This window comes from Arthrobacter sp. NPDC058097 (genome assembly GCF_042884885.1).
Taxonomy (GTDB): Bacteria; Actinomycetota; Actinomycetes; order Actinomycetales; family Micrococcaceae; genus Arthrobacter.
Window position 1 is genome coordinate 1 of record NZ_JBHVSZ010000024.1, and the last position, 24,039, is coordinate 24,039.

Sequence of the window (24,039 nt, forward strand, 5' to 3'; positions counted from 1 at the left end):
GGCCGGTCACCTAAGGTGACCGGCCGGCGTCGTCCGTTTGTTTCACTGGAGTTTTTGTCCACGTATTGGCCGCAGATACCGCATGAGGGGCCAATACGTGGACAAAAACTCGAAGGTGCTGCGCGGTTGTTTAGCCGTGCTCGATGCTGTTCGGGTGCCACGCGCCGGTCACGAGGTAGGTGACCTTCTGCGCAACGGACACGCCGTGGTCCGCGAACCGCTCGAAGTATCGGCTGGCCAGGGCCACGTCCACGGTGGTGGCCGGGGATTCCTGCCAGTCCGGGCGCGCGATCGCCTTGAAGACGCTGAGGTGGAGGTCGTTCACCGCGGTGTTGGCCTTGAGGATGTCGCGGGCAACCTCGAGGTCGCGGGTCTCCAGCAGTTCGGTCAGCTTGTTGGCGATCTCGATGTCATGCTCGGCGAAGCTCTTGAACGTTCCGGTGAGGGACTCGGGGATCACCATGGACGGGAACCGCAGCCGGGCGAGCTGGGCGATGTGGCGGGCAAGGTCACCCATGCGCTCCAGGGAGGCGCTCATCCGCAGCGAACCGACGATCATGCGCAGGTCACTGGCCACGGGGCCCTGCAGCGCGAGGATGTCGATGGCGCGCTCGTCGAGGCTGTTCTGCAGGAAGTCGATCCTGGCGTCCGCGGCGATGACGTCCTGGGCCAGGTCGACGTCGGCACTCTCGAACGAGGTGGTTGCCTTGCCGATCGCTTCGCTGACCAGTTTTGAAATCTCGATGAGGTCCTCGCCCACGTGGGCCAGCTCCTCCTGAAAAACCTTGCGCACGTAGGCGTCCTTTCCTTGGAAACTCCGCCCCGCCGCGGCGGTCAGAATTTCGTGTCACCGTTCCGGCGGTCCAACCGCACACTCTTCCAGTGTTCGGTGAACTGTTACACATCTCAAGATGAACGTTAGCTGAATCCGCACCGTATGGGCCGTTTATCGGATATTGGGGCTTTCCGGAAGCATAAGCTGGAGGCGTGGATCCAATGCTCTTAGGTGTCATCGCCGGCCTGCTGGGCCTGTCGTTCGGCGTCTTTGGCGTGCTCGCGTTCCGTGCCAGCGAGAAGCAGCGCGAGCTCGTGGAGATTGAGTACGACGAACCGGCACTGCCCCAAGGCTCCGCGGAAGTCCTCGCCGTCGTCGGCCAGGCGTTCGTGGTGGTGGACGCGATCGACGGCGTCGTCCGGGCAAGCCCCGCGGCCTACGCCTACGGCCTGGTGCGCGGGCACACGGTGGTGCACCGTGAGCTGCTGGATATGACGGCCAATGTCCGGCGCGACGGCGTCATCCTGGAGCGGCAGCTTGAACTGCCCCGGGGGCCGCTCGGCCAGGGAACCATCATCGTGCAGGTCCGGGCGGCGATGCTGGGTGAGGAATACATCGTCCTGCTGGCCGATGACCGCACCGAGATCACCCGGACCGAGGAGATCCGCAACGACTTCGTGGCCAACGTGTCACACGAACTGAAGACCCCGGTGGGTGCCATCTCGCTGCTGGCCGAAGCGCTGGAATCGTCAGCGGACGACGAGGACGCCGTCCGCCGCTTCGCGAAGCGCATGCACAAAGAGTCGGCCCGCCTCGCCGCGCTGGTGCAGGACATCATTGAGCTGTCCCGCCTGCAGGGCGCGAACGTGGCGCAGCAGGGGCACCCCGTGGACATCAATGACGTCATCTCCGAAGCCGTGGACCGTTCGCAACTGCCGGCCGAGAGCAAGAACATCCAGATCGTCATTGGCGGCCGAGCGGAGGCCAAGGTCTACGGCGACCGGGACCTGCTGGTCACGGCGCTGCGCAACCTCATCGACAACGCCATCCGGTACTCGCCGGAAAACACCCGGGTCGGCATCGGCGTGCGGTCCAAAGAGGGCCTGGTTTCCGTCTCCGTGACGGACCAGGGTGAAGGCCTGTCACCGGAGGACCAGGAACGGGTGTTCGAGCGTTTCTACCGGGTGGACGCGGCCCGGTCCCGCCACACCGGCGGAACCGGTCTGGGCCTGAGCATCGTCAAGCACGTCGTCTCCAACCACGGCGGGGAAGTCACCCTCTGGTCCCAGCCCGGCCAGGGCTCCACCTTTACCCTCCGCTTGCCAGAGATGGAAGGGCAGGAAGAGGAAGCCGCAGCGGAACCGCGCCCCTTGCCCGCAAAGGAAGCCAAAACGCCGGCCCCCGCCTCGCCGCAGGCCCAGCCCGGCCGGCCGCTGGCCAAAGAACCGCACGACGCCGCCGGCGTCCATGAACGAGGAGCTAACGCTTGAGCAGGATTCTTATTGTCGAGGACGAGGAGTCGTTCAGCGATCCCCTGTCCTATCTATTGGGCAAGGAAGGGTTCGAAGTGGAGGTCGTGGACAACGGCCTCGACGCCATCACGGAATTCGACCGCAACGGGGCAGACCTCGTGCTGCTCGACCTGCAGCTGCCGGGACAGTCCGGCACGGAGGTCTGCCGGCAGCTGCGGCAGCGCTCCTCCGTCCCCGTCATCATGCTGACCGCCAAGGACACCGAGATCGACAAGGTGGTCGGGCTGGAGCTGGGCGCGGACGACTACGTCACCAAGCCCTACTCGTCCCGTGAGCTGGTTGCCCGTGTCCGTGCGGTGCTGCGCCGCCAGGGCGAGCCGGAGGAACTCATTTCATCCACCGTCCACGCCGGTCCGGTGCGGATGGACATTGAACGGCACGTGGTGAGTGTCGACGGCGAGCAGGTGTCACTGCCGCTGAAGGAGTTTGAACTTCTGGAGATGCTGCTGCGCAACTCTGGCCGCGTGCTGACCCGGGGCCAGCTGATCGACCGGGTCTGGGGCTCCGACTACGTAGGCGACACGAAAACGCTCGACGTCCACGTCAAGCGGCTGCGCAGCAAGATCGAGCCGGACCCGTCCCTGCCGCGTTACCTCGTCACGGTGCGCGGGCTGGGCTACAAGTTCGAGCCGTAGGGACTGGCAGCCGGCCGGGGGAGGGCGCGGCGCAAAGCACCGTTAACACGAAGAAGGAGGGGTTCCCGGCCGGGAACCCCTCCTTCTTGTATTGCCAGCGTTGCTGGCAGGTGTAGCTAGTGGCTCTCGGTGGGCGTGGCCGTGGCGGATTCGCCCGGCGCCGTGGTCTCACCCGGCGTTGCGGTCTGGCTCGGAGTGGCGGACTCGCTGGGCGTGCCGCCCGGCAGGTAAGCGGCGTATTCCTTCAGCGTGCCGTCCACCACCGGAATCTTCACGGTCTTGTTGACGTTGGTGCCGTCTTCGGTGACCTGGATGTCGACCACGGTTCCGGGCTTGCCGCCGGACGTGCTCAGGGTGGCTGCATCCGTGGACTGGTTCAGCAGGGTGTAGGAGTTCTGCTTGACCGGAACTTCGGTCTGTGCGCCCTCGGCTCCCTTGAGCGTGACCTTGACGTCCTTCGAGGAGGAGTTGTAGACGGCGCCAATGACGCGGCCGGGCTGGTTCTCACCGGCGGAAACGATCAGCATGTTGCGGAGCTGGACCGGTCCGACGTCGGCGCGGATTCCATCGGAAGAGGCGTACTGGTGAGAGGTCTGCTGGGCGTTGACGTAGCCGCAGCCCGTCAGGCCAAGCAGGCCGATGCTCAGGGCGGCTGCCGCCATCGCCATCTTGCCGCTCTGGCCCCGGTTCATCGCAGTGAAACGCACGTCACGCACTCCTAGAAAAGTCTCTGAAAAAGTTTTCAGGCATAGCCTATCGGCAAAGAGCGTCAAACAAGGATTCGGCACCTCCACATGACTGCCCCCTCGGACGCCTGTCCGGGTGCTCGGCAAACCGTTCCAGAGGGCCCGCAACTACCCGCGCGTAACGCTTGTGGGGGCGTGGGCAATGCACTATTGTTCGCATTCGTCAAGGGGTCTGAGCCGCTGATTTCGGCCATTTTCCGCGGATTTACAGGGTTCCCGGGCCGTATCCATGCCAGTCATATGCCTTAATCGTGATAAACTGGTCTGCGGGAAAGGGGAAAGTCCACATGGTTTTTGAGGTCGGCGAGACAGTAGTTTACCCTCACCACGGTGCAGCAAAAATTGAAGAGATCAAGATGCGCACTGTCAAGGGCGAAGAGAAGATGTATCTCAAGCTCAAGGTGGCTCAGGGTGATCTGACCATTGAAGTTCCAGCAGAGAACGTTGACCTTGTTGGGGTTCGCGACGTAGTGGGCAAAGACGGTCTGGAGCATGTTTTTGACGTGCTTCGTGCCGAGTTCACTGAAGAGCCCACCAACTGGTCGCGTCGTTACAAGGCAAATCTGGAGAAGCTTGCTTCCGGTGACGTCATCAAGGTTGCAGAGGTCGTCCGCGACCTGTGGCGCCGGGATCACGACCGGGGCCTTTCCGCAGGCGAGAAGCGTATGCTGGCCAAGGCCCGGCAGATTCTGATCTCAGAATTGGCTCTGGCTGAAAAGACCGACGAAGAGAAGGCTGCGAGCGTTCTCGACGAGGTCCTGGCTTCCTAAGTAAAGGAGCTTCCTAAGTAGTAGGAGCTTCTCAACAAGAATTGAACCCCGGTGGCAAAGTGCCGCCGGGGTTTCTTCTTGCCCGAAATCGGCCAGCCCGGGAATCCCCATGTAGGTAGCAGCTGAGGGCGTTCCCGGCGCTGGGAACGCCCACAGCTGCTACTGGGTTGGGAGATGGAGGGGCAATGCGGCTGGGACGTAGGCTAGAGCGCATGAACACTGCACCCAAGCGCCCCGTGACCGCCGTGATCCTTGTCGCCGCCGGTTCCGGGCAGAGGCTGGGGTATGGCATGCCGAAGGCCGCTGTGCCGCTGGGCGGTGAACCCATCCTGATGCATGCGCTGCGCGGGATCGTTGCGGCAGGCATTGCCAGCCAGGTGTGCATCGCTCTTCCGGCCGGCGATGAGGAGCTCCGCCGGCTCTGCGAGGACTTCCGGGTGGAACTGGTCGACGGCGGCCCGCTCCTGACCATGGTCGACGGCGGTGCCTCCCGGGCGGATTCCGTCCGTTCCGCCCTGGCCGCCGTGGAGGACGGCACGGAAGCGGTCCTGGTCCATGACGCCGCCCGTGCCCTGACGCCGGAGCCTGTGTTCCACCGGGTGGCCCAGGCCCTGGCCGCCGGCGCCGATGCGGTGATCCCGGTGATCCCGGTGGTGGACACCGTCAAGACGGTCGCCGCCACCGAGGGGCCCGCCACGGACATCGCGCCGGAACTGGTCACCGGGACCGCACCCCGCGAGGAGCTCCGGGCAGTCCAGACCCCGCAGGGCTTCAAGCTTTCCGTACTGCGGCAGGCACACCAGGCAGCCGCGGGCTTCGACGAGCGCCAGGCTGCAGCGGTCACCGATGACGCCATGCTGGTGGAGCTTCTCGGCGTGCCGGTGCATGCCGTCCGCGGTGCCAGCCAGTCCCTGAAGATCACCACACCGCTGGACCTCATCATCGCCGAGGGCCTGCTCGAAGGCCCCCTCGGCGCACGCTGGGTGGAGGGCTGACAAACGACATGACGGAAGGCGCCATGACAGACAACGCTTCGCGGACCCCGGTGCTCCTGCCCCGGACGGGCATTGGCATCGACGTCCACGCCTTTGCCCCGGACAGCGACCCGCAGCCGCTTTGGCTCGGAGGCCTTTTCTGGGAGGGGGAGCGGGGTCTCTCCGGCCACTCCGACGGCGATCCCGTCGCGCACGCCGCGGCCGACGCGCTGTTCTCCGCCTGCGGGATCGGCGATCTGGGCACCCACTTCGGCACGGACCGGCCAGAGTTCGCCGGGGCCTCCGGGGTCACGCTGCTGGCCGAAGCCGCCCGGATCGTTCGGGCGGCCGGCTTCGAGATCGGCAATGTCGCAGTGCAGTTCGTGGGCAACCGGCCCAAGTTCGGCCCGCGCAGGGAAGAGTCCCAGCGGGTGCTCACCGAGGCCGCGGGTGCTCCGGTCAGCGTTACCGCGACCACCAGCGACGGCCTCGGCTTCACCGGCCGCGGCGAAGGCATCTCCGCGGTGGCCACGGCCCTGGTCTACCCTGCGGCGTAGCTGCGCCGGCGGCCGGCGGCCGGGAAATCGGGCCCCGCAGCCAAATCGCCTAGGCTGGAATATGCATCAGTACCGCAATCCCAGGAGATCTTCCGTGAAAAAGTTGCTTCCCGCCGTCGTGATCGCAGGGATGCTTCTGGCCGGTTGTGCCGGCAGCTCCCGCATGAGCGTCGAGGAGAGCTGCAAGTTCCTGCAGGGCGACACGTTCAAGCCCACCGGCAACCAGCAGCAGCAGGCCGACCAGATCGCCAAGCACTACCAGGAGGTCGCCGACAAGGTGGCCCAGGACGTCGCCGACCCCATCCAGAAGATGGCCGACATCATGAAGCAGGTGGCCAGCACCTCCCTCGGCACCAAGAGCTCGGAGCAGACGGCGGAACTGGCCAAGCAGAACAACCGGATCGGCGAGGTCTGCAAGTAAGCGGGGACAATGGCATCGGCTAATCTGGAGCGGTGACCCTGCGCTTTTACGACACTGCATCCGCCGAAGTCCGCGACTTCGTTCCCCTGGTACCGGGCAAGGTAAGCCTGTATTACTGCGGTGCCACGGTGCAGGGCATGCCGCACGTGGGCCACATCCGCTCCGCCATCGCCTTTGACCAGCTCACCCGCTGGCTCGAGTACCGCGGCTTCCGCGTCACGGTGGTCCGCAACGTCACCGACATCGACGACAAGATCCTCGCCAAGTCCGAGGCCTCCTTCCACCCGGATTTCGAGCAGGAGCCCGGCTCTGTGCCGGAGGAGGAATGGTGGGCGCTGGCCTACCGGTATGAGCAGGAGTTCCTCAAGGCGTACGACACCCTCGGCGTGTCCCGCCCCACCTACGAGCCGCGGGCCACCGGCCACATCCCGGAGATGCACGCGCTCATCCAGCTCCTGATCGACCGCGGGCACGCCTATCCCGCCCTCGACGGGTCAGGGGACGTCTACTTCGACGTGCGCTCGTGGAACAAGTACGGCGCCCTGACGCGGCAGAAGATCGACGACATGCAGGGTGCCACGGACGTCGAACCTCAGTTCAGTAACAGGAAAAAGGATCCCCGCGACTTTGCCCTCTGGAAGGGCTACAAGGAAGGGGAGCCGACGACGGCGAGCTGGGTTTCGCCGTGGGGCGCCGGCCGTCCGGGCTGGCACCTCGAATGCTCGGCCATGGTCACGAAGTACCTCGGCACCGAGTTCGACATCCACGGCGGCGGCCTTGACCTGCGCTTCCCGCACCACGAAAACGAGATGGCGCAGTCGCAGGCGGCCGGCCACGGCTTCGCGAACTTCTGGATGCACAACGGCATGGTCACGTACCAGGGCGAAAAAATGTCGAAGTCCGTCGGCAATACCATCAGCCCGGCGGAGATGCTGAAGCTCGCACCGCCGCGCGTGGTCCGCTACTACCTCGGCCAGGCACAGTACCGCTCGGTGCTGGACTACCAGCCGACGTCGCTGCAGGAGGCGGCGGCCGCCGTCGAACGTATTGACGGCTTCGTGGCCCGCGCCGTCCGCGCGCTGTCCTCCGACGGCGCCCTGCTGTTTGGCAGCCACGGCACCGTGCCGGAGGCGTTCGCCGCTGCGATGGACGACGACCTCAACGTCCCGCAGGCCCTCGCGGTGCTGCACGACACCGTCCGCGCCGGGAATTCGGCCCTCACCGACGGCGACGTGGAGGCAACGCGGCAGGCGCTGGCCGGCGTGACCGACATGCTGCGGGTCCTGGGCATCAGCGCTGCCGCGCAGCCCGCCGTCGACGACCAGGCCACCAATGCCCTCGGCACGCTGATTGAGGCGCAACTCGCTGCCCGCGCCGAGGCCCGCTCGAGGAAAGACTGGGCCGCTTCGGACGCCATCCGAGACACTCTCGCGGCAGCCGGCGTCCTGGTGGAGGACAACGCCGACGGCGCCACGTGGAGCCTGCAGCGCAGCTAGCCTTCGCGGCTCCCGGCCCGCCCGGTCAACGATTTGAGGCCAGTCAGTAGACTGGAGCCCAGACTTACTCAATACAACCAAGGGTGGAATTCATGGCCAACAAAGGTCGCCCGGGCGCAGTCCGCAAGCTCAAGAAGGGCCCCACCACCGGAACCGGTGGCCACGGCCGCAAGGCTCTCGAAGGCAAGGGGCCAACCCCCAAGGCCGAGGACCGCCCGTACCACAAGGCGCACAAGAACAAGCAACTCGCGGAGCGCTCCGCAGCCAAACGCCCCGCTGGTGCCGCCGGGGCCCGCAGTGCCGGGGCCCGGTCGGGTCCTAAGGGGCGTGCCACCGAAGAGGTCGTCACTGGGCGCAACTCCGTCGTTGAGGCCCTCCGTGCCGGCATTCCCGCCAAGGCGCTGCACGTCGCCATCCGCATCGAGATGGACGACCGCGTCAAGGAATCGCTGAAGATCGCCGCCGAACGCGGCATCCCGCTGCTGGAAACGGGCAAGCCCGAGCTGGACCGGATGACCGACGACGCCGTGCACCAGGGCCTCGTACTGCAGATCCCGCCGTATGAGTACCAGGACGCCTACGACCTTGCCGAGGAGACCGTCGAAGGCTGGAAGAAGGGGCACATCGCGAACGCGCCGCTCTTCGTTGCACTGGACGGCATCACAGACCCCCGCAACCTCGGCGCGATCATCCGCTCGGTATCGGCTTTCAGCGGCCACGGCGTGATCGTCCCCGAGCGCCGCTCCGTGGGCGTCACGGCCGCCGCATGGAAGACCAGCGCCGGCGCGGCGGTCCGTGTTCCGGTGGCCCGCGCCTCCAACCTGAACAACGCCATCAAGCAGTTCAAGGACATGGGCGTCTTCGTCCTGGGGCTCGACGGCGACGGCGACGTCTCGCTGCCGGACCTCACCGTTGCCACCGAGCCCGTCTGCATCGTGGTCGGCTCCGAGGGCAAGGGCCTCAGCCGCCTCGTCCGGGAGAACTGCGACCAGATCGTTTCCATCCCGATCGACTCCGCCATGGAATCCCTGAACGCCTCCATGGCCGTCGGCATCTCCCTCTACGAAGTCTCCCGCCAGCGCTCCGCCAAATAGCCGGCGCCCCGGCGGGACCGCTACAGTCCACCGCTATGGGCGCTTTGCCCAGTTACGAAACGCTCCATCAGTTCCTGCAAAGAAAATGACGAACCCGTCCTCAGCTTTCGCAGCAAAACGGCAAACCCTCCCGCAGCATGTGCGGGTGGGTTTGCTCTTTTCCTGCAGGATCTGAGGAAGCGTCGCTGGATTTCCGGCAGGATCTGATGGGGCGTTGTTCTGTCTTAGAACTCCCGGCGGTTGGCTAGGACCGGGAGCTTGGTGCGGGCTTCCTTGACCAGGGCGGGATCCAGGTCGGCGAAGATGAGGCCGGGGGCGCCGTCGAGCTCTTGGAGTACCTCGCCGAAAGGTGAGACGACGGCGCTGTGCCCGACACCCGTGGGGGCTGCGCCGCGGGGCTCGACGCCCTGCGTCGCGGGGTCGCCCTGGCCGCAGGCGAGGACGTAGGTGGTGGTGTCCACGGCGCGGGCCCGGGCCAGGAGCTTCCACTGGTCCACCTTGCCGGGGCCCGAACCCCACGAGGCGCAGACAATGTTGACGACGGCTCCGCGGTCGGCGTTGGCCGTGAAGAGGGCCGGGAAACGGATGTCGTAGCAGGTGGCCAGGCCAAAGGTGACGCCGCCGACGTCGAACGTCACGGGTCCGGTACCGGCGTCCACGGTGTCGGACTCCAGGAACCCGAAGGCATCGAACAGGTGAACCTTGTCGTAGCTGGCGTCAACGCCCGGCCCGGTCACCAGCAGCGTGTTGCGGACTTTCGCCTGCCCGTCGGAGCCCGATGAACCCGGGGTGAACATTCCGGCAACAATCACAATCCCCAACTCGTCGGCAATCGAGCGGACGCGGCTGGCCCAGGGGCCGTCCAAAGGCTCGGCGATGTCCAGCAGGGAGTTGCCGAATGCGCGCATGGTTGCCTCGGGGAAAACGACGATCTCGGCGCCGCCGTCCTTGGCACGCCGGGCATACTCCTCCACCACGGTGAGGTTCCCGGCCACATCCCTTCCGGTGATGATCTGGGCCAATGCAATCTTCACGAAAACCTCCAGTCGGTGCGTCCTTACAGCGTTCAGCAGTGCCGCCACGGCGCCGCAGGCGTAACATGCGGGAGAAGACTAGCTATTTGGACGTGACGGCTAAGCTTTAATTGATGGTAATGCCCCTTTTAGACACAGCCCTGACGGTGGACGACTCCCAGGCCTTTCCCCTCGGGGTCAGCGAAGCGCGCCAAGGCCCGGGGGGTACACCGGGCAGCCGTGCAAACGTCGCCGTTTACGCTCCCGGCATCGCCACCCTCGAGGTGGCCTATCAGGCGCCCGGCCAGAACTGGCGGCTTCAGACCCTGTCCAGCCTCACGAACGGTGTCCACCACGGGGTGGTTGACGGCTTTCCGGTGGGATCCCGGTACGGCTTCCTCGCTGCCCCCAGCGGCGAATCGGCCCCCAAGGGCGATGAGGTGCTGCCGCTTGCAGTTCCCACCGTTGATTTTGACGACGACGACGGCAGCCGGCAACCGCTGTTACTGGACCCTTACGGCCGGGCCGTCGATGAACGCGAGGGGTTCCTGACCAGCGTCAGGATGTCGTCCGACTTCGACTGGGCCGAGGACCGGAAGCCCAATACGCCGTGGCGCAACACCATCGTCTACGAGGCACACGTGCGCGGACAGAGCATGCTCCACCCGGACATCCCGGAGGCGCTGCGCGGCACTTACGCCGGCATGGCCCATCCGGCGATGATCGAGCACCTGACCGGGCTGGGCATCACGGCCCTGCAGCTGCTGCCGGTGCATTTCCACCTGGACGAGCCGCACCTCCAGAACCTCGGCCTCACCAACTACTGGGGCTACAACACAGCGGCATTCTTTGCCCCGCATGCCGCGTACGCCACAAAGTCGGCACAGGAAGCCGGGCCGCAGGCAGTCCAGGACGAATTCAAGGGAATGGTCAAGCTGCTGCATGCGGCCGGCATCGAGGTCATCCTTGACGTCGTCTACAACCACACGGCCGAAGGCGGGCCCGACGGCACCACCCTGAGCTTCCGGGGGCTGGGCGAGCAGAAGTACTACCGTACTGACGGCCACGGAAAATACATCGACACCACGGGCTGCGGCAACACACTCAACTTCGCAGAACCACGTGTTGTCCAGATGGTGCTGGATTCACTGCGGTACTGGGTGGACGAGTTCCACATCGACGGGTTCCGCTTCGACCTGGCCGTCACACTTTGCCGGAATGCAGCCAACGAGTTCGATCCGCACCACCCGTTCCTCGTGGCGGTCGCCGCGGACCCGTTGCTTGCCCGGGTCAAGCTGATCGCCGAGCCGTGGGACGTGGGCTACGGCGGCTGGCAGACCGGCCGGTTCCCTGGCGGCTGGGTGGACTGGAACGACCACTACCGCGACGCCGTGCGCTCCTTCTGGCTGGCAGACCGGGCCGCCCTCGACAGCGGCCGCCAGGGCGGATCCGTGGCCCGGCTGGCCGATGCCCTGTCCGGCTCGGCGAGCCTCTTTGAACCCTCGGGCCGCTCAAGGCTGGCGTCGCTGAACTTCATCACGGCCCATGACGGCTTCACCATGACTGATCTCGTGTCCTACGACCGCAAGCACAATGAGGCGAACGGTGAACAGAACCGGGACGGGCACGGCGACAACCGCAGCTACAACCACGGCTTCGAGGGACGCACCGAGGACGAGGGCATCCTGACCCGCCGGGCCCAGAGCAAGCGCAATCTCATGGCCTCGCTCATGATTTCCCTCGGCGTCCCCATGATCACGGCGGGCGACGAGCTCGGCCGCACCCAGCAGGGCAACAACAACGCGTACTGCCAGGACAACCCGCTCACGTGGATCGACTGGACCAGCACGCCCGAATCCCACGCCATGCTGCGCAGCACCAAGCGTGTCATCCGGCTCCGGGGGGAGTTCCTGACGGCCCAGCCGCACGACTACCCCGTCCGCGACGCCCGTTCCTACCTGTACTGGTACGACCGGACCGGCCAGCCCATGTCCATGGAACGCTGGAACGACAACGGGAACCGCGTGGTCCAGCTGCTGCTCGGCTCCGACGACGGGCACGTGGCCGGGCTCATCGTGGTCAACGGCGGCCCCGAGGACATCGAGGTCACGCTTCCCCAGGTCACCAACGACGACGGCACCGGCAAGCGGCTGTTCGACCTCCGCCTCACCACGTCCGAGCTCCACGACCGCCGCCAGGGCACCCTGGTCGAGTCCGGCGAGCCTGACGAAGTGCAGGCCTACACCATCAACATCTACCGCACATAAACCTCGGGGAATCAGGCATGCGCAGGCGTTGGACCGTCGGAACGCTGCTGCTGGGGCTTGCCGTCGCTGCCCTCGCGGTCTTCAACCTTTTCATCGCGCCGGGCGGCACGCCGCCCGGTGCGGGACCGCAGGGAACGACGACGGCGGCACCCGGCTTTTCGACGTCGGCACCTGCCGCCGTGCCGTCGTCGTCGGCCGGCAAGGGCACCGGCGTGCCGAACGCGTCCGGACTCCCCACGATCCGGGAGTCCCAGCTGCCGGCCGAAGGCCGGCGGACTCTTGTCCTGATCCGGCAGGGCGGACCGTACCCGTACACCCGCGACGGCGTGACGTTCGGCAACTTTGAGCGCATCCTGCCGCGCAAGGCGAGCGGGTATTACAAGGAGTACACGGTGTCCACGCCCGGCGAATCGGACAGGGGAGCCCGCCGGATCGTGGCAGGACAGGCCGGGGACAAGTACTACACGGCAGACCACTATGCATCGTTCAAGTTCATAGCAGAGGGCAAATAGCACCATGAAGATCTACTCCGGCGACACCTGGACCCTCGAGGAACTGAAGGAACAGGTGGCAGACGCCGGCCGCCGGAGCCTGCTGGTCCCGGCGGCCGACTCCAGGAAGTCCGTGCTCGCCGCCTTCGGCGAGGCCCTGGACTTTCCGGAGCACTTCGGCGTGAACCTGGATGCGCTCAACGACTCGCTGCATGACTTTGCCGACGCCATTTCCGATGACGGCGCCAAGCCCCTGACCGTGATCTGGCAGGTCCCGGCAGCCTTCCGCGGCGACCGCTCCTTCGGGATCATCTGCGAGATCCTGCAGGACGCCGAGAGCTACGCCGGCAAGGACCTCGCAGTCATCGCGGTGATGCTCTAGGGAGACGGTGGGGACTACGCGTTGACGATCAGCCCCAGCTCGGCCTTGGATGCGAGGGCGTCGTGCGTGGGGAGGACCCGGACGGTGTAGCCGAAGGACCCGGAGCGGTCGATCACGACGGACCCGGCGAAGAGGTAGCGGCCGTTGCCGAGCTCCTCCTTGGCCTCCAGTTCCACCATCGTCACGTTGGCCAGCTCGTCGTTCTCGGCCGCCTGGCCGTACGCCACCTCCACCGACACGTCCTGCGGAGACAGGTTGTGCAGGCCCACGTAGGCGTGGACCTGGAGGGTGTCGCCGATCTGCGGGTCCTCCGAGACGCCCAGCGAGTCCACGTGCTCCACGTGCAGCTGAGGCCAGGCCGCGCGGACCTTGGCGACCCATGCCGCCAGTGCCTTGGCCTGCGCGTAGGAGCCTGCCACCGCTTCGCGTCCGGAAACCGCTGCGGGCCGGTACAGGACGTTGACGTAGTCCTGCAGCATCCGCTCGGCCGAGACCGCCGGGCCGAGGTGGGCCAGCGTGTGCTTGATCATGGACACCCAGTGCGTGGGAATCTTTTCGTGGCTGGACTCTGACGGCCCGGCGGCTCCGGCCGACTCGGAAACAGTGCTTCCGTAGAACCGCGGCGCCACCTGGGTCTCGAGCAGCTCGTACAGTGCCGCGGCCTCGATGTCATCCCGCTCGTCGGCGGAAGCGCCGTTGTTGGCCGTGGGAATCGCCCAGCCGTTTTCGCCGTCGTACATCTCATCCCACCAGCCGTCCAGGACGGAGAGGTTCAGGGAGCCGTTGATCGCGGCCTTCATGCCGGAGGTGCCGCAGGCTTCGAGCGGCCGCAGCGGGTTGTTCAGCCAGACGTCGCAGCCGGGGAACAGCGTGCGGGCCATGGCGATGTCGTAGTTCGGCAGGAACACGATGCGGTGCCGGACCGCGGGATCGTCGGTAAAGCGGACCAGGTCCTGGATCATCTTCTTGCCGGCGTCGTCCGCGGGGTGGGACTTGCCGGCGATGACCAGCTGGATGGGGTGTTCCTTGTGCAGCAGCAGGGCCTTCAGGCGCTGCGGGTCGCGCAGCATGAGGGTCAGCCGCTTGTAGGTTGGAACGCGGCGGGCGAACCCGATGGTCAGGACGTCCGGGTCCAGCACCGAATCGGTCCACGCCAGCTCCGCGTCGGCCGCGCCGCGCTTCTTCCACGCAGCCCGCAGCCGGCGCCGCACGTCCTCCACGAGCGAAACGCGCATCTCGCGGCGGAGCGCCCAGACCTCGGCGTCGGAGACGTTGTACGCAAGGTCCCAGCGGCCCGTCAGCTCGGTTTCGGCGCCAAACCGCTCCCGCGCGAGTTTCGCGATGCGCGGATCCACCCAGGTGGGCACGTGCACGCCGTTGGTCACGGAGGTGATGGGCACCTCCGAGTGGTCGAATCCCGGCCACAGGGCCGCGAACATGCCGCGTGAGACTTCGCCGTGAAGTTTGGCGACGCCGTTGGCGCGCTGTGCGAGGCGTAGGCCCATCACGGCCATGTTGAATACGAAGGGGTTGCCTTCGCTGAAGTTCTCGCGGCCCAGGTCGAGGATGCGCGAGGTGGGAACGTCCGGTGCCAGGCCGGCCTCGAAGAAGTGCTGGATCTGTGCCGCTTCGAAGCGGTCGATGCCGGCCGGGACGGGCGTGTGCGTGGTGAACACCGTGGACGAGCGTCCGGCGGCGAGGGCCTCGTCGAAGGTGAGCGCCTGCTCGCCGGCCATCAGCTCCTGGATGCGCTCAATGCCGAGGAAACCGGCGTGACCCTCATTCGTGTGGAACACCTCGGGCGCCGGCGTGCCGGTGAGCTTCTGGTACGCGCGCAGCGCCTTGACCCCGCCCATGCCGAGCAGCAGTTCCTGCTGCAGCCGGTGGTCGCCGCCGCCGCCGTACAGGCGGTCGGTGATGCTGCGGGCGGCGTCGTCGTTTCCGGGGACGTTGGAGTCCAGCAGCAGGAGGGGGACGCGTCCGACGTCGGCACGCCAGATGTGTGCCGCAAGGCGCCGTCCGTTGGGCAGCGGGAGCGAGATTTCCAGCGGCTTGCCGTTGCCGTCCCCGGCGGGTTCCCGCAGCAGGGTCAGGGGCAGGCCGTCGGGGTCGATGACCGGGTAGGTCTCCTGCTGCCAGGCGTCCCGGGACAGCGACTGCTTGAAGTAGCCAGCCTGGTAGAGCAGACCGACGCCGATCAGCGGCACGCCGAGGTCGGAGGCGGCCTTCAGGTGGTCGCCGGCGAGGATACCGAGGCCGCCGGAGTACTGCGGCAGGACTTCGGTGATGCCGAACTCGGGAGAGAAGTAGGCAATGGAGGCGGGGGCGTCGCTGCCCAGGCCCTGGTACCAGCGGGGCTCGGTGAGGTACCGGTCCAGGTCCGCGGCTGCCGCCTGGACCCTGGCCACCACGTCCTGGTCCGTCGCGAGCCGGTGCATCTCCTCGCGGCCCACCAGGCCCAGGAAGCTGACCGGGTCGTTGCCGCATTGGGCCCAGACGCGCGGGTTCAGGCCTTCGAACAGTTCCCGGGTGGGCCGGTGCCAGGACCAGCGGAGGTTGGTCGCCAACCGGGCCAGCGGCCGGATCGGCTCGGGAAGAACGGTACGTACTGTAAATCTGCGGATTGCCTTCACCTGCGCCACACTAACTGACTAGGTGAACGGCAGGAACCGCTTTTGATTACTTTCCGGTAAATGACGAATCGCTTCAATAATTAAGTTCGCAGGCTTAGCAATCCGCCCCATTTCTCGCTAACGTCGAGCCTGTGACGACAAACACGCGAACCAGTGCCCCAGCAAAGCAAACGCCGAAAGTTTCGATCACGGAAGGCCTTCGGTTTGGCCGTTTCCCTATCACGGACGTTCAGCCTGTTGTCGAAGGGGGGAAGTTCCCGGCCAAGGCGCTGCCCGGTGAAGGAATCGTGGTCAGCGCCAGGTCCTTCCGGGAGGGCCACGACCAGTTGGGCGTCAGCGCGGTCCTGCTTGACCCCGACGGCAACGAGCGCCAGCGGACGCGGCTCCAGCCGCCGTCAGGTGACCGCGGCAAGGGAACCGACCTCTGGGAAGGCCTGCTCACCCCTGAATCCACCGGAAACTGGTCCTTCGTCATCGAGGCATGGCACGACCGCTACGGCACGTGGCACCACAACGCCGAGGTCAAGGTGGACGCCGGCATCGACGTCGAGCTGATGCTCGCCGAGGGCGCCGCGCTGCTGTCGCAGGCCGCCGAGGAGCCCGCCCGGAACGACGCGGACCGCCAGACGCTGCGCTCCGCAGCCACCATCCTCTCGGACGGCACCCTGTCGCCCGAGGACCGGCTGGCCGCCGGCTTCAGCCGCGACGTCGCCGCCGTCGTTGACCGCGAGCCGATCCGTGAGCTCGTCACCGTCTCCGAACCATTCCCTCTGCTGGTTGAGCGGGACCGCGCCGGCCGCGGCTCCTGGTACGAATTCTTCCCGCGTTCCGAGGGCGCGGTGCGCGACCCCGGCACGGGCGCCTGGACGTCCGGCAACTTCCGGACCGCCGCGAACCGGCTGGACGCTGTGGCCGGCATGGGCTTCGACGTCATCTACATGCCGCCGATCCACCCAATCGGCGTCCAGCACCGCAAGGGTCCCAACAACACCCTGATCGCCGGCCCGAACGATCCCGGTTCGCCGTGGGCCATCGGCGCCAAGGAAGGCGGCCACGACGCCATCCACCCGGACCTCGGAAGCTTCGAGGATTTCGACGCCTTCGTGGCGCGGGCGAACGAGCTCAACCTCGAGGTGGCCCTCGACCTGGCGCTGCAGGCCGCCCCGGACCACCCCTGGGTCACCGAGCACCCCGAATGGTTCACCACCCGCGTGGACGGCAGCATCGCGTACGCCGAGAACCCGCCGAAGAAGTACCAGGACATCTACCCGCTCAACTTCGACAACGATCCCGAGGGCCTGTCCAAGGAAATCCTGCGGATCGTCCGGCTGTGGGTCAGCCACGGCGTGAAGATCTTCCGCGTGGACAACCCGCACACCAAGCCGGTGTGGTTCTGGGAGTGGCTCATCGCCGAGGTGAACAAGGAAGACCCCGACGTCGTCTTCCTGGCCGAGGCCTTCACCCGCCCCGCCATGATGCATGCGCTGGGCAGGGCAGGATTCCAGCAGTCCTACACCTACTTCACATGGCGCAACACCAAGAAGGAGTTGGAGGAGTACTTCCACCACGTCAGCCACGAGTCGGCTGCTTTCTTCCGGCCCAACTTCTTCGTCAACACCCCGGACATCCTCACCGAGTACCTGCAGTACGGCGGACCGGCCGCGTTCAAGATCCGCGCGGCCCTGGCGGCAACAGCCAGCCCGCTGTGGGGCGTGTACGCCGGTTACGAACTGTACGAGCACGTGGCCCGGCCCGGTGCCGAGGAGTACATCGACAACGAGAAGTTCGAGTACAAGGCCCGGGACTGGGACGCTGCCAACGCCTCCGGCCGGACCCTCGCCCCGTACCTCACCAAGCTGAACGAGATCCGCAGGGCCCACCCGGCGCTCGGCGACCTGCAGAACCTCACCCTGCACCAGTCCACGGACGACGCCACTGTCGTTTACTCCAAGCACAAGACCCTTCCGGACGGCACCAGGGACACCATCATCGTGGTGGTCAACGTGGACCCGCACAGTGCGAGGGAAGGCATGGTGTCGCTGGACCTGTCCGCGCTGGGGCTCGATCCGGCCGACCTCACCCCGAACGGCGGGTTCTGGGTGGACGACCTGATCTCCGGCGAGTCGTGGGAATGGGGGGAGTACAACTATGTGCGGCTGGACGCCCACGTTGAACCCGCACACATCCTGAGCATCCGGAGGTAGCCGCCAGTGGCCTTCAGCCCGCAGAGCTCCACCCAGCACTTCACCCCCAAGAGCACGTTCGAGCTCAATGCGCCGGGTCTGCAGCACGATCCGCTGTGGTACCGGAAAGCGGTGTTCTATGAAGTGCTGGTCCGGGGCTTTGCGGACGCCAACGGCGACGGTTCAGGTGACTTTCACGGGCTGATCGAGAGACTCGACTACCTGCAGTGGCTGGGCGTGGACTGCCTGTGGCTGCCGCCGTTCTTCCAGTCCCCGTTGCGCGACGGCGGCTACGACATCTCGGACTACAACTCCGTCCTGGACGAGTTCGGCACCATCAGCGACTTCAAGCGGCTGGTGGCCGAGGCGCACGCACGAGGCGTCCGGGTCATCATCGACCTCCCGCTGAACCACACCTCAGACCAGCACCCCTGGTTCCAGGAGTCCAGGAAGGACCCTGACGGCCCCTTCGGCGACTTCTACGTATGGAGCGACACGGACGAGAAATACCAGGACGCCCGCATCATCTTCGTGGACACGGAGGAATCCAACTGGACCTTCGACCCCATCCGGCGGCAGTTTTTCTGGCACCGGTTCTTCAGCCACCAGCCTGACCTGAACTTCGAGAACCCCAAGGTCATCGACGCCGTGTTCGACGTCGTGCGGTTCTGGCTGGACCAGGGGATCGACGGGTTCCGGGCGGACGCCATCCCGTACCTCTTCGAGGAGGAAGGAACCAACTGCGAAAACCTGCCGGCGACGCATGAGTTCCTGCGCCAGCTGCGGAAGATGGTGGACGAGAGCTACCCCGGCCGGGTGATCATCGCGGAGGCCAACCAGCCGCCCAACGAGGTGGTGGAGTACTTCGGCACCGTGGAGGAACCGGAATGCCACATGGCCTTCCACTTTCCGATCATGCCCAGGCTGTACTACGCGCTGCGTGACCAAAAGGCCGCGCCGATCATCGAGACGATGCGCGACACTCCGGCCATCCCCGAAGGTGCACAGTGGGGCACGTTCCTGCGCAACCACGACGAGCTGACCCTGGAAATGGTCACCGCGGATGAGCGGGCCGCCATGCTCGGCTGGTACGCACCGGATCCGCGCATGCGGGCCAATATCGGCATCCGGCGCAGGCTGGCACCGCTGCTGGACAACTCCCGGGCGGAAATCGAGCTCATCAACGCCCTGTTGCTGTCCCTGCCGGGCAGCCCCTTCCTGTACTACGGGGACGAGATCGGCATGGGCGACAACATCTGGCTCGAGGACCGCGACGCCGTCCGCACGCCCATGCAATGGAACCCCGACCGCAACGCCGGCTTCTCCAACGCCGACCCCGGCAAGCTGTACCTCCCCGTGATCCAATCACTGGTCTACAACTACGCCATGGCCAACGTGGAGGCCGAGGCCGCACACTCCGGATCGCTGCTGCGCTGGACGCGGCAGATCCTCAGCGTGCGGAAGAACCACCCGGCGTTCGGGCTCGGGGCGTTCAAGCATGTGGAGGCCGACCACGAGGTGGTGCTGGCCTATCTCCGCGAACTGCCGGAGGGCAACGCCGCCGGCGAACCGGCCGAATCCATCCTCTGCGTCTTCAACCTGTCCCAGCACCCGGTGTCCTCCACCCTGAGGCTTCCGGACTTCTCTGGGCGGGGCCTGCGGGACGTCTTCGGCGGCCAGCCGTTCCCCGGCATCAGCGACGACGGGCAGCTGACGCTGACGCTCGGCAGCCACGACTTCTTCTGGCTGCGGCTGCGGTCCACCGCTTCCAACCCCGCTGCACCCTTTACCCAAGCGATGCCGATACTGTCGATTGAGGGATGAGATGACACAAACCACACTGACACCCACACTCGAGCAACTGCTCCGCGACTGGCTGCCGGCGCAGAGATGGTTCCCGGTGAAGACCCCGGACTTCACCCTGGCGCCGGTGGGCGGCCTGGTCCTGGACGACGCCACCGGCCAGGCCGGCCTGGAGGTGTTCCTCGCCTCCGTTGAGTCCAAAACGGCCGACGGCGTCTCCCGCACTGATGTTGTGCAGATCCCGCTCAGCTACCGCAGCCAGCCCCTTCCGGGCGCCGAACGGGCCCTCATCGGTGAAAGCGACGACGCCGAGCTCGGGCACCGCTGGGTCTACGACGCCGTCCACGACCCCGCCTTCATTGCGTCCTGGCTGGAGCTCATCCGGACACAGGAAACCGCCGGCACTGCCAGCGGCCACCTCTCCGGCGCGACACAGCCGCTGCCGCAGGCCACCGGAACCGTCCGGGTCCTGTCCGGCGAACAGTCCAACACCTCGGTGATAGTGGACGACGGCGACTCCGCGGCCATCGTGAAGTTCTTCCGTGTGCTGTCGGCAGGGCGAAACCCGGAGGTGGAGGTCGGGGCCGCGCTGTCCGCCGCCCGCACCGAGGAGGTCCCCGCCACGCTGGGCTGGGTCACGGGCGAGTGGTACCCGCAGGGGCAGCTTCCCCCCGCCCAAGGCACAGCCGGGTCCGCCTCGGGCGGACCCGCCCGGGGCGAACTGGCGGTGGCCCACGAATTCCTGGCCGGCGGCAGGGACGCGTGGCGGCTCGCCGTCGACGCGGCCGCCGGGGGAGTGGACTTCACCGCCGAGGCGCATGCCCTTGGCCACGCAACGGCCACCGTCCACCGCAGGCTGGCCGAAACGCTGGGCGTTTCGGCCGAAGCCGTTCCGGGCGCGGATATCGCGCCGGGAGTAGCCCAGCGCGTCCGCCAGATGTGGGCGGAGGCGGGACCCGCCGTCGGACCTTACGAAGAGGGGCTGGAAAGCCTGCTCAGCCGCTTGGAAGGCACCCCCGCCGGTGCGCTTCAGCGCATCCACGGCGACCTGCACCTCGGCCAGATCCTCCAGGTTCCCGGTGCCGAAGGCGGCCATGACCGGTGGGCCATCCTCGACTTCGAGGGGGAGCCGCTCCGGCCGATCTCCGAGCGCAACTTCCCCGACGCCCCGCTCCGCGACGTGACTGGCATGCTTCGCTCCTTTGACTACGCGGCGGGCGCCGCCGAACGGGAACAGCCGGGCGTCCGTGTGCCCGAGTCCTGGGTGGACGACTGCACCGAGGCTTTCCTGGCAGGCTACGCGGAAGTAACTCCCGGGACGGTGGACCGTAATTCGCCGCTCTTTGTGGCATTGTGGCTGGACAAGGCGCTTTACGAAGTCGTGTACGAGTTGCGCAACCGGCCGGGCTGGCTGGCCATCCCGGTGAATGCGGCCAGGCGACTCCTCAGCACTACAAGCTCCGGCGAACCGGCCGGAGCAGCAGCGGAAGGTAAAAAGATGACAGGCTCTGCCCACACCGACAGCCCCCACGCACCGTTGCACGTGGACGCGCACACGCTTTCACGCGTCGCGGCCGGAGAACACCACGCCCCGCACTCGGTGCTTGGTGCCCATTTGGACGACTACGGCCACGTGACCATCCGCACCGTCAAGCACCTTGCGGAGGCGGTCAACGTGGTGACCCAGGCCGGAACCGTGCCCATGACCCACGAAGCCGAAGGCGTCTGGGTGGCCGTACTGGAGCCGCTGCAGCACGGCCACGTGCCGGACTACCGGCTTGAGGTGACCTACGAGGGTGCCGAACCCATCACCGTGGACGACCCGTACCGCTACCTTCCCACCGTGGGCGAGGTGGACCTGCACCTGATCGGTGAAGGACGCCACGAGAAGCTCTGGACCGTGCTGGGTGCCCACGTGCAGCACTACAAGTCCTCGCTGGGCGACATTGACGGCGTGTCCTTTGCGGTGTGGGCCCCCAACGCCGAAGCGGTCCGGGTCAAGGGCGACTTCAACGCCTGGGACGGCCGGGAAAACTCGCTGCGGTCCCTCGGCTCCTCGGGCGTCTGGGAGCTGTTCATCCCGGGTGTCCCGGCCGGCGCCCGCTACAAGTACGAAATCAAGACCAAGGGCGGCTACTGGGTAGAGAAGGCTGACCCCCTGGCCTTCGGCACCGAGGTGCCCCCGCTCACCGCCTCGAGGGTTGTTGAGTCCCACTACCAGTTCCAGGACGCGGACTGGATGAAGGAACGCGCCGCCCGGGATCCGCACAACTCGCCGATGAGCGTCTACGAGGTCCACCTGGGATCATGGCGGCTCGGGCTCAGCTACCGCGAGCTGGCCAAGGAACTCGTGGAGTACGTGAAGTGGCTCGGGTTCAGCCACGTCGAGTTCATGCCCGTGGCCGAGCACCCCTTCGGCGGCTCCTGGGGCTACCAGGTCACCTCCTACTACGCGCCGACGTCCCGCTTCGGGCACCCCGACGAGTTCCGCTTCCTCGTGGACTCGCTGCACCAGGCAGGCATCGGCGTGATCCTGGACTGGGTGCCGGCGCACTTCCCGAAGGACAACTGGGCGCTGGCGCAGTTTGACGGACAGCCGCTCTACGAACACGCCGACCCGAACCTGGGCGAACACCCGGACTGGGGCACCCTCATCTTCGACTTCGGGCGCACCGAAGTCCGGAACTTCCTCGTGGCCAACGCGCTGTACTGGCTGGATGAGTTCCACATTGACGGCCTGCGCGTGGACGCCGTCGCCTCCATGCTGTACCTGGACTACTCGCGCGAGCACGGCCAGTGGCAGCCCAACCGCTTCGGCGGCCGCGAGAACCTGGAGGCCATCTCGTTCCTCCAGGAGGCCAACGCCACGGTGTACAAAACCCACCCCGGCGCGGTGATGATCGCCGAGGAATCCACCGCGTTCCCCGGCGTCACCGCGCCCACCAGCCAGGGCGGCCTCGGCTTCGGCCTGAAGTGGAACATGGGTTGGATGCACGACTCGCTGAAGTACGCCTCCGAGGACCCGGTCAACCGCAAGTGGCACCACGGCACGGTCACGTTCTCCCTGGTCTACGCGTTCACCGAGAACTTCCTGTTGCCCATCAGCCACGATGAGGTTGTCCACGGCAAGGGCTCCATGCTCCGCAAGATGCCCGGTGACCGCTGGCAGCAGCTGGCCAACCTCCGCGCCTTCCTCGGCTACCAGTGGGCGCACCCCGGCAAGCAGCTCATCTTCATGGGCACCGAATTCGGCCAGGAAGCCGAGTGGTCCGAACAGCACGGCCTCGACTGGTGGCTGGCCGACATCCCGGCACACCGCGGCGTTCAGCTGCTGCTCAAGGACCTGAACGAGCTCTACAAGTCGACGCCGGCGCTGTACTCCCGGGACAACGAACCGGGCGGGTTCCAGTGGATCAACGGAGCCGACGCCGACCGCAACGTCCTCACCTTCGTGCGCTGGGACACCGAGGGCAACCCGCTGGTCTGTGCCGTCAACTTCTCCGGCGGCCCGCACAAGGAATACGCGCTGGGCGTGCCGTCCGCCGGAGCGTGGACCGAGGTGCTGAACACTGACTCCGAGGACTACGGCGGATCCGGCGTCCTCAACGGGGGCACGCTGGCCGCGGAGGACGAGGGGATCGACGGCCAGCCGGCCACCCTTACGGTTACGCTGCCGCCGCTGGGAGTTGCGTACTTCCGCCCGTCAGATCCCAGCGTGATCACCACGCCGGCCGCTGCCAGGGCCAAAGCCACCGAGGCCGGATCCATCTTCGCCGGGCCCACTGCTGCTGAGAGCCGGGCTGACGGGACGCGGGCTGCCGAACCGAGGAGCGCTGAACCGACTCGGGCAGAGCCGGCGGGTGCTGCCCCGAATGGTGCTGCCCCGAATGGTGCCGCCCCGGCGGGTGCGACGGGGAAGTCGGCTCTGCCTGGCGGGCCGCTCGTCTAGGTCTCCGCGCAGGCCGCCACCCGGACGGTTGCTTCACTACAGGGAGGGCCCGGAATCCTTGAGGACTCCGGGCCCTCCCGGCGTTAGGTTGGCCGGGTTGGCATTCCGCCGAGGTAGTGGTATAGTTTATTTCCGCGCCGCTCCCCGGAGCGAGTCGGCAAGGTGATCCGGAAGCCAAAGGCTGGACCGGATGAGAACAGCCGATTTGACTCGGTGAGGCGAGCGGGTAAGTTTGAAAAGTTGCTCCGGAGCGATCCTGAATGTTTGGTTTGGGTGGTGCCGGGTGTGTCTGTTGTTTGAGAACTCAATAGTGTGCCA

18 protein-coding genes are annotated in these 24,039 nt (G+C 66.5%); 14 read left to right on the forward strand and 4 right to left on the reverse strand.

What is annotated here, in order from left to right; all coding sequences use genetic code 11:
- Window positions 1–130: 130 nt before the first annotated feature.
- On the reverse strand, window positions 131–793 hold the full coding sequence (phoU, locus tag ACFVTE_RS24005; protein WP_387105150.1) for a phosphate signaling complex protein PhoU: 663 nt from the start codon (window positions 791–793) through the stop codon (window positions 131–133).
- Between the two features lie 203 nt (window positions 794–996).
- Between phoU and ACFVTE_RS24010 the strand changes: the two genes are divergently transcribed.
- Window positions 997–2,265, forward strand: coding sequence for a sensor histidine kinase (locus tag ACFVTE_RS24010; protein WP_387105189.1), 1,269 nt, complete (start codon window positions 997–999; stop codon window positions 2,263–2,265).
- On the forward strand, window positions 2,262–2,942 hold the full coding sequence (locus ACFVTE_RS24015; protein ID WP_387105152.1) for a response regulator: 681 nt from the start codon (window positions 2,262–2,264) through the stop codon (window positions 2,940–2,942). The genes ACFVTE_RS24010 and ACFVTE_RS24015 overlap by 4 nt, the downstream gene beginning before the upstream one ends.
- Window positions 2,943–3,058: 116 nt before the next feature.
- Here ACFVTE_RS24015 and ACFVTE_RS24020 read toward each other — a convergent pair whose 3' ends face one another.
- The gene (locus tag ACFVTE_RS24020; protein ID WP_387105155.1) at window positions 3,059–3,649 is read right to left on the reverse strand and encodes a hypothetical protein; all 591 of its coding nucleotides are present in this window, start codon (window positions 3,647–3,649) and stop codon (window positions 3,059–3,061) included.
- Window positions 3,650–3,975: 326 nt separating this feature from the next.
- Here ACFVTE_RS24020 and ACFVTE_RS24025 point away from each other — a divergent pair, with 326 nt between their 5' ends.
- The 6 genes from ACFVTE_RS24025 (at window position 3,976) to rlmB (ending at window position 9,000) form a co-directional block, all read left to right on the forward strand.
- A complete protein-coding gene (locus tag ACFVTE_RS24025) occupies window positions 3,976–4,458 on the forward strand; it encodes a CarD family transcriptional regulator (protein ID WP_003801164.1) in 483 nt (160 codons plus the stop codon).
- A gap of 212 nt (window positions 4,459–4,670) precedes the next feature.
- Window positions 4,671–5,453, forward strand: coding sequence for a 2-C-methyl-D-erythritol 4-phosphate cytidylyltransferase (gene ispD / locus ACFVTE_RS24030; protein WP_387105157.1), 783 nt, complete (start codon window positions 4,671–4,673; stop codon window positions 5,451–5,453).
- A 23-nt stretch (window positions 5,454–5,476) separates the two neighbouring features.
- Entirely contained in the window at window positions 5,477–5,989 is a 513-nt protein-coding gene (gene ispF, locus ACFVTE_RS24035; protein ID WP_387105159.1) for a 2-C-methyl-D-erythritol 2,4-cyclodiphosphate synthase, read from the forward strand.
- Between the two features lie 94 nt (window positions 5,990–6,083).
- Entirely contained in the window at window positions 6,084–6,410 is a 327-nt protein-coding gene (locus tag ACFVTE_RS24040) for a hypothetical protein (protein WP_387105161.1), read from the forward strand.
- A 32-nt stretch (window positions 6,411–6,442) separates the two neighbouring features.
- Complete coding sequence (cysS, locus tag ACFVTE_RS24045) at window positions 6,443–7,906, forward strand: cysteine--tRNA ligase (RefSeq protein ID WP_387105162.1); 1,464 nt, start codon at window positions 6,443–6,445, stop codon at window positions 7,904–7,906.
- A gap of 92 nt (window positions 7,907–7,998) precedes the next feature.
- Window positions 7,999–9,000, forward strand: coding sequence for a 23S rRNA (guanosine(2251)-2'-O)-methyltransferase RlmB (gene rlmB, locus ACFVTE_RS24050; RefSeq protein WP_377952037.1), 1,002 nt, complete (start codon window positions 7,999–8,001; stop codon window positions 8,998–9,000).
- A gap of 224 nt (window positions 9,001–9,224) precedes the next feature.
- Here the strand turns inward: rlmB and ACFVTE_RS24055 are convergent, their stop codons facing one another.
- The gene (locus ACFVTE_RS24055) at window positions 9,225–10,034 is read right to left on the reverse strand and encodes a carbon-nitrogen hydrolase family protein (RefSeq protein ID WP_387105165.1); all 810 of its coding nucleotides are present in this window, start codon (window positions 10,032–10,034) and stop codon (window positions 9,225–9,227) included.
- A 113-nt stretch (window positions 10,035–10,147) separates the two neighbouring features.
- On the opposite strand from ACFVTE_RS24055, the gene glgX reads away from it, so the two are divergent.
- From glgX to ACFVTE_RS24070, 3 genes are read left to right on the forward strand one after another with little or no spacing between them, the layout of a single operon-like run.
- A complete protein-coding gene (glgX, locus tag ACFVTE_RS24060) occupies window positions 10,148–12,280 on the forward strand; it encodes a glycogen debranching protein GlgX (protein WP_387105167.1) in 2,133 nt (710 codons plus the stop codon).
- Window positions 12,281–12,297: 17 nt separating this feature from the next.
- The gene (locus ACFVTE_RS24065) at window positions 12,298–12,792 is read left to right on the forward strand and encodes a ribonuclease domain-containing protein (protein ID WP_387105170.1); all 495 of its coding nucleotides are present in this window, start codon (window positions 12,298–12,300) and stop codon (window positions 12,790–12,792) included.
- A gap of 4 nt (window positions 12,793–12,796) precedes the next feature.
- Window positions 12,797–13,153, forward strand: coding sequence for a barstar family protein (locus ACFVTE_RS24070; protein ID WP_387105173.1), 357 nt, complete (start codon window positions 12,797–12,799; stop codon window positions 13,151–13,153).
- A gap of 14 nt (window positions 13,154–13,167) precedes the next feature.
- Here the strand turns inward: ACFVTE_RS24070 and glgP are convergent, their stop codons facing one another.
- Window positions 13,168–15,786, reverse strand: a complete 2,619-nt coding sequence (gene glgP, locus ACFVTE_RS24075; protein ID WP_387105175.1) for an alpha-glucan family phosphorylase — start codon at window positions 15,784–15,786, stop codon at window positions 13,168–13,170.
- Between the two features lie 131 nt (window positions 15,787–15,917).
- Between glgP and ACFVTE_RS24080 the strand changes: the two genes are divergently transcribed.
- From ACFVTE_RS24080 to ACFVTE_RS24090, 3 genes are read left to right on the forward strand one after another with little or no spacing between them, the layout of a single operon-like run.
- Window positions 15,918–17,990, forward strand: a complete 2,073-nt coding sequence (locus ACFVTE_RS24080) for an alpha-1,4-glucan--maltose-1-phosphate maltosyltransferase (protein ID WP_387105177.1) — start codon at window positions 15,918–15,920, stop codon at window positions 17,988–17,990.
- Between the two features lie 6 nt (window positions 17,991–17,996).
- Window positions 17,997–19,793 carry a maltose alpha-D-glucosyltransferase gene (gene treS / locus ACFVTE_RS24085; protein WP_387105183.1) on the forward strand — a complete coding sequence of 599 codons (1,797 nt, stop codon included), beginning with the start codon at window positions 17,997–17,999 and terminating at the stop codon, window positions 19,791–19,793.
- Window position 19,794: 1 nt separating this feature from the next.
- The gene (locus tag ACFVTE_RS24090) at window positions 19,795–23,721 is read left to right on the forward strand and encodes a 1,4-alpha-glucan branching enzyme (RefSeq protein ID WP_387105186.1); all 3,927 of its coding nucleotides are present in this window, start codon (window positions 19,795–19,797) and stop codon (window positions 23,719–23,721) included.
- The last annotated feature ends 318 nt before the right edge of the window (window positions 23,722–24,039 follow it).

Excerpts from the sequence above, each read along its gene's own strand:
- ACFVTE_RS24010 (WP_387105189.1), top strand. The coding sequence starts at position 997 with ATGCTCTTAGGTGTCATCGCCGGCCTGCTGGGCCTGTCGTTCGGCGTC.
- ACFVTE_RS24025 (WP_003801164.1), top strand. The coding sequence starts at position 3,976 with ATGGTTTTTGAGGTCGGCGAGACAGTAGTTTACCCTCACCACGGTGCA.
- ispD (WP_387105157.1), top strand. The coding sequence starts at position 4,671 with ATGAACACTGCACCCAAGCGCCCCGTGACCGCCGTGATCCTTGTCGCC.
- ispF (WP_387105159.1), top strand. The coding sequence starts at position 5,477 with ATGACAGACAACGCTTCGCGGACCCCGGTGCTCCTGCCCCGGACGGGC.
- rlmB (WP_377952037.1), top strand. The coding sequence starts at position 7,999 with ATGGCCAACAAAGGTCGCCCGGGCGCAGTCCGCAAGCTCAAGAAGGGC.
- glgX (WP_387105167.1), top strand. The coding sequence starts at position 10,148 with ATGGTAATGCCCCTTTTAGACACAGCCCTGACGGTGGACGACTCCCAG.
- ACFVTE_RS24065 (WP_387105170.1), top strand. The coding sequence starts at position 12,298 with ATGCGCAGGCGTTGGACCGTCGGAACGCTGCTGCTGGGGCTTGCCGTC.
- ACFVTE_RS24070 (WP_387105173.1), top strand. The coding sequence starts at position 12,797 with ATGAAGATCTACTCCGGCGACACCTGGACCCTCGAGGAACTGAAGGAA.
- ACFVTE_RS24090 (WP_387105186.1), top strand. The coding sequence starts at position 19,795 with ATGACACAAACCACACTGACACCCACACTCGAGCAACTGCTCCGCGAC.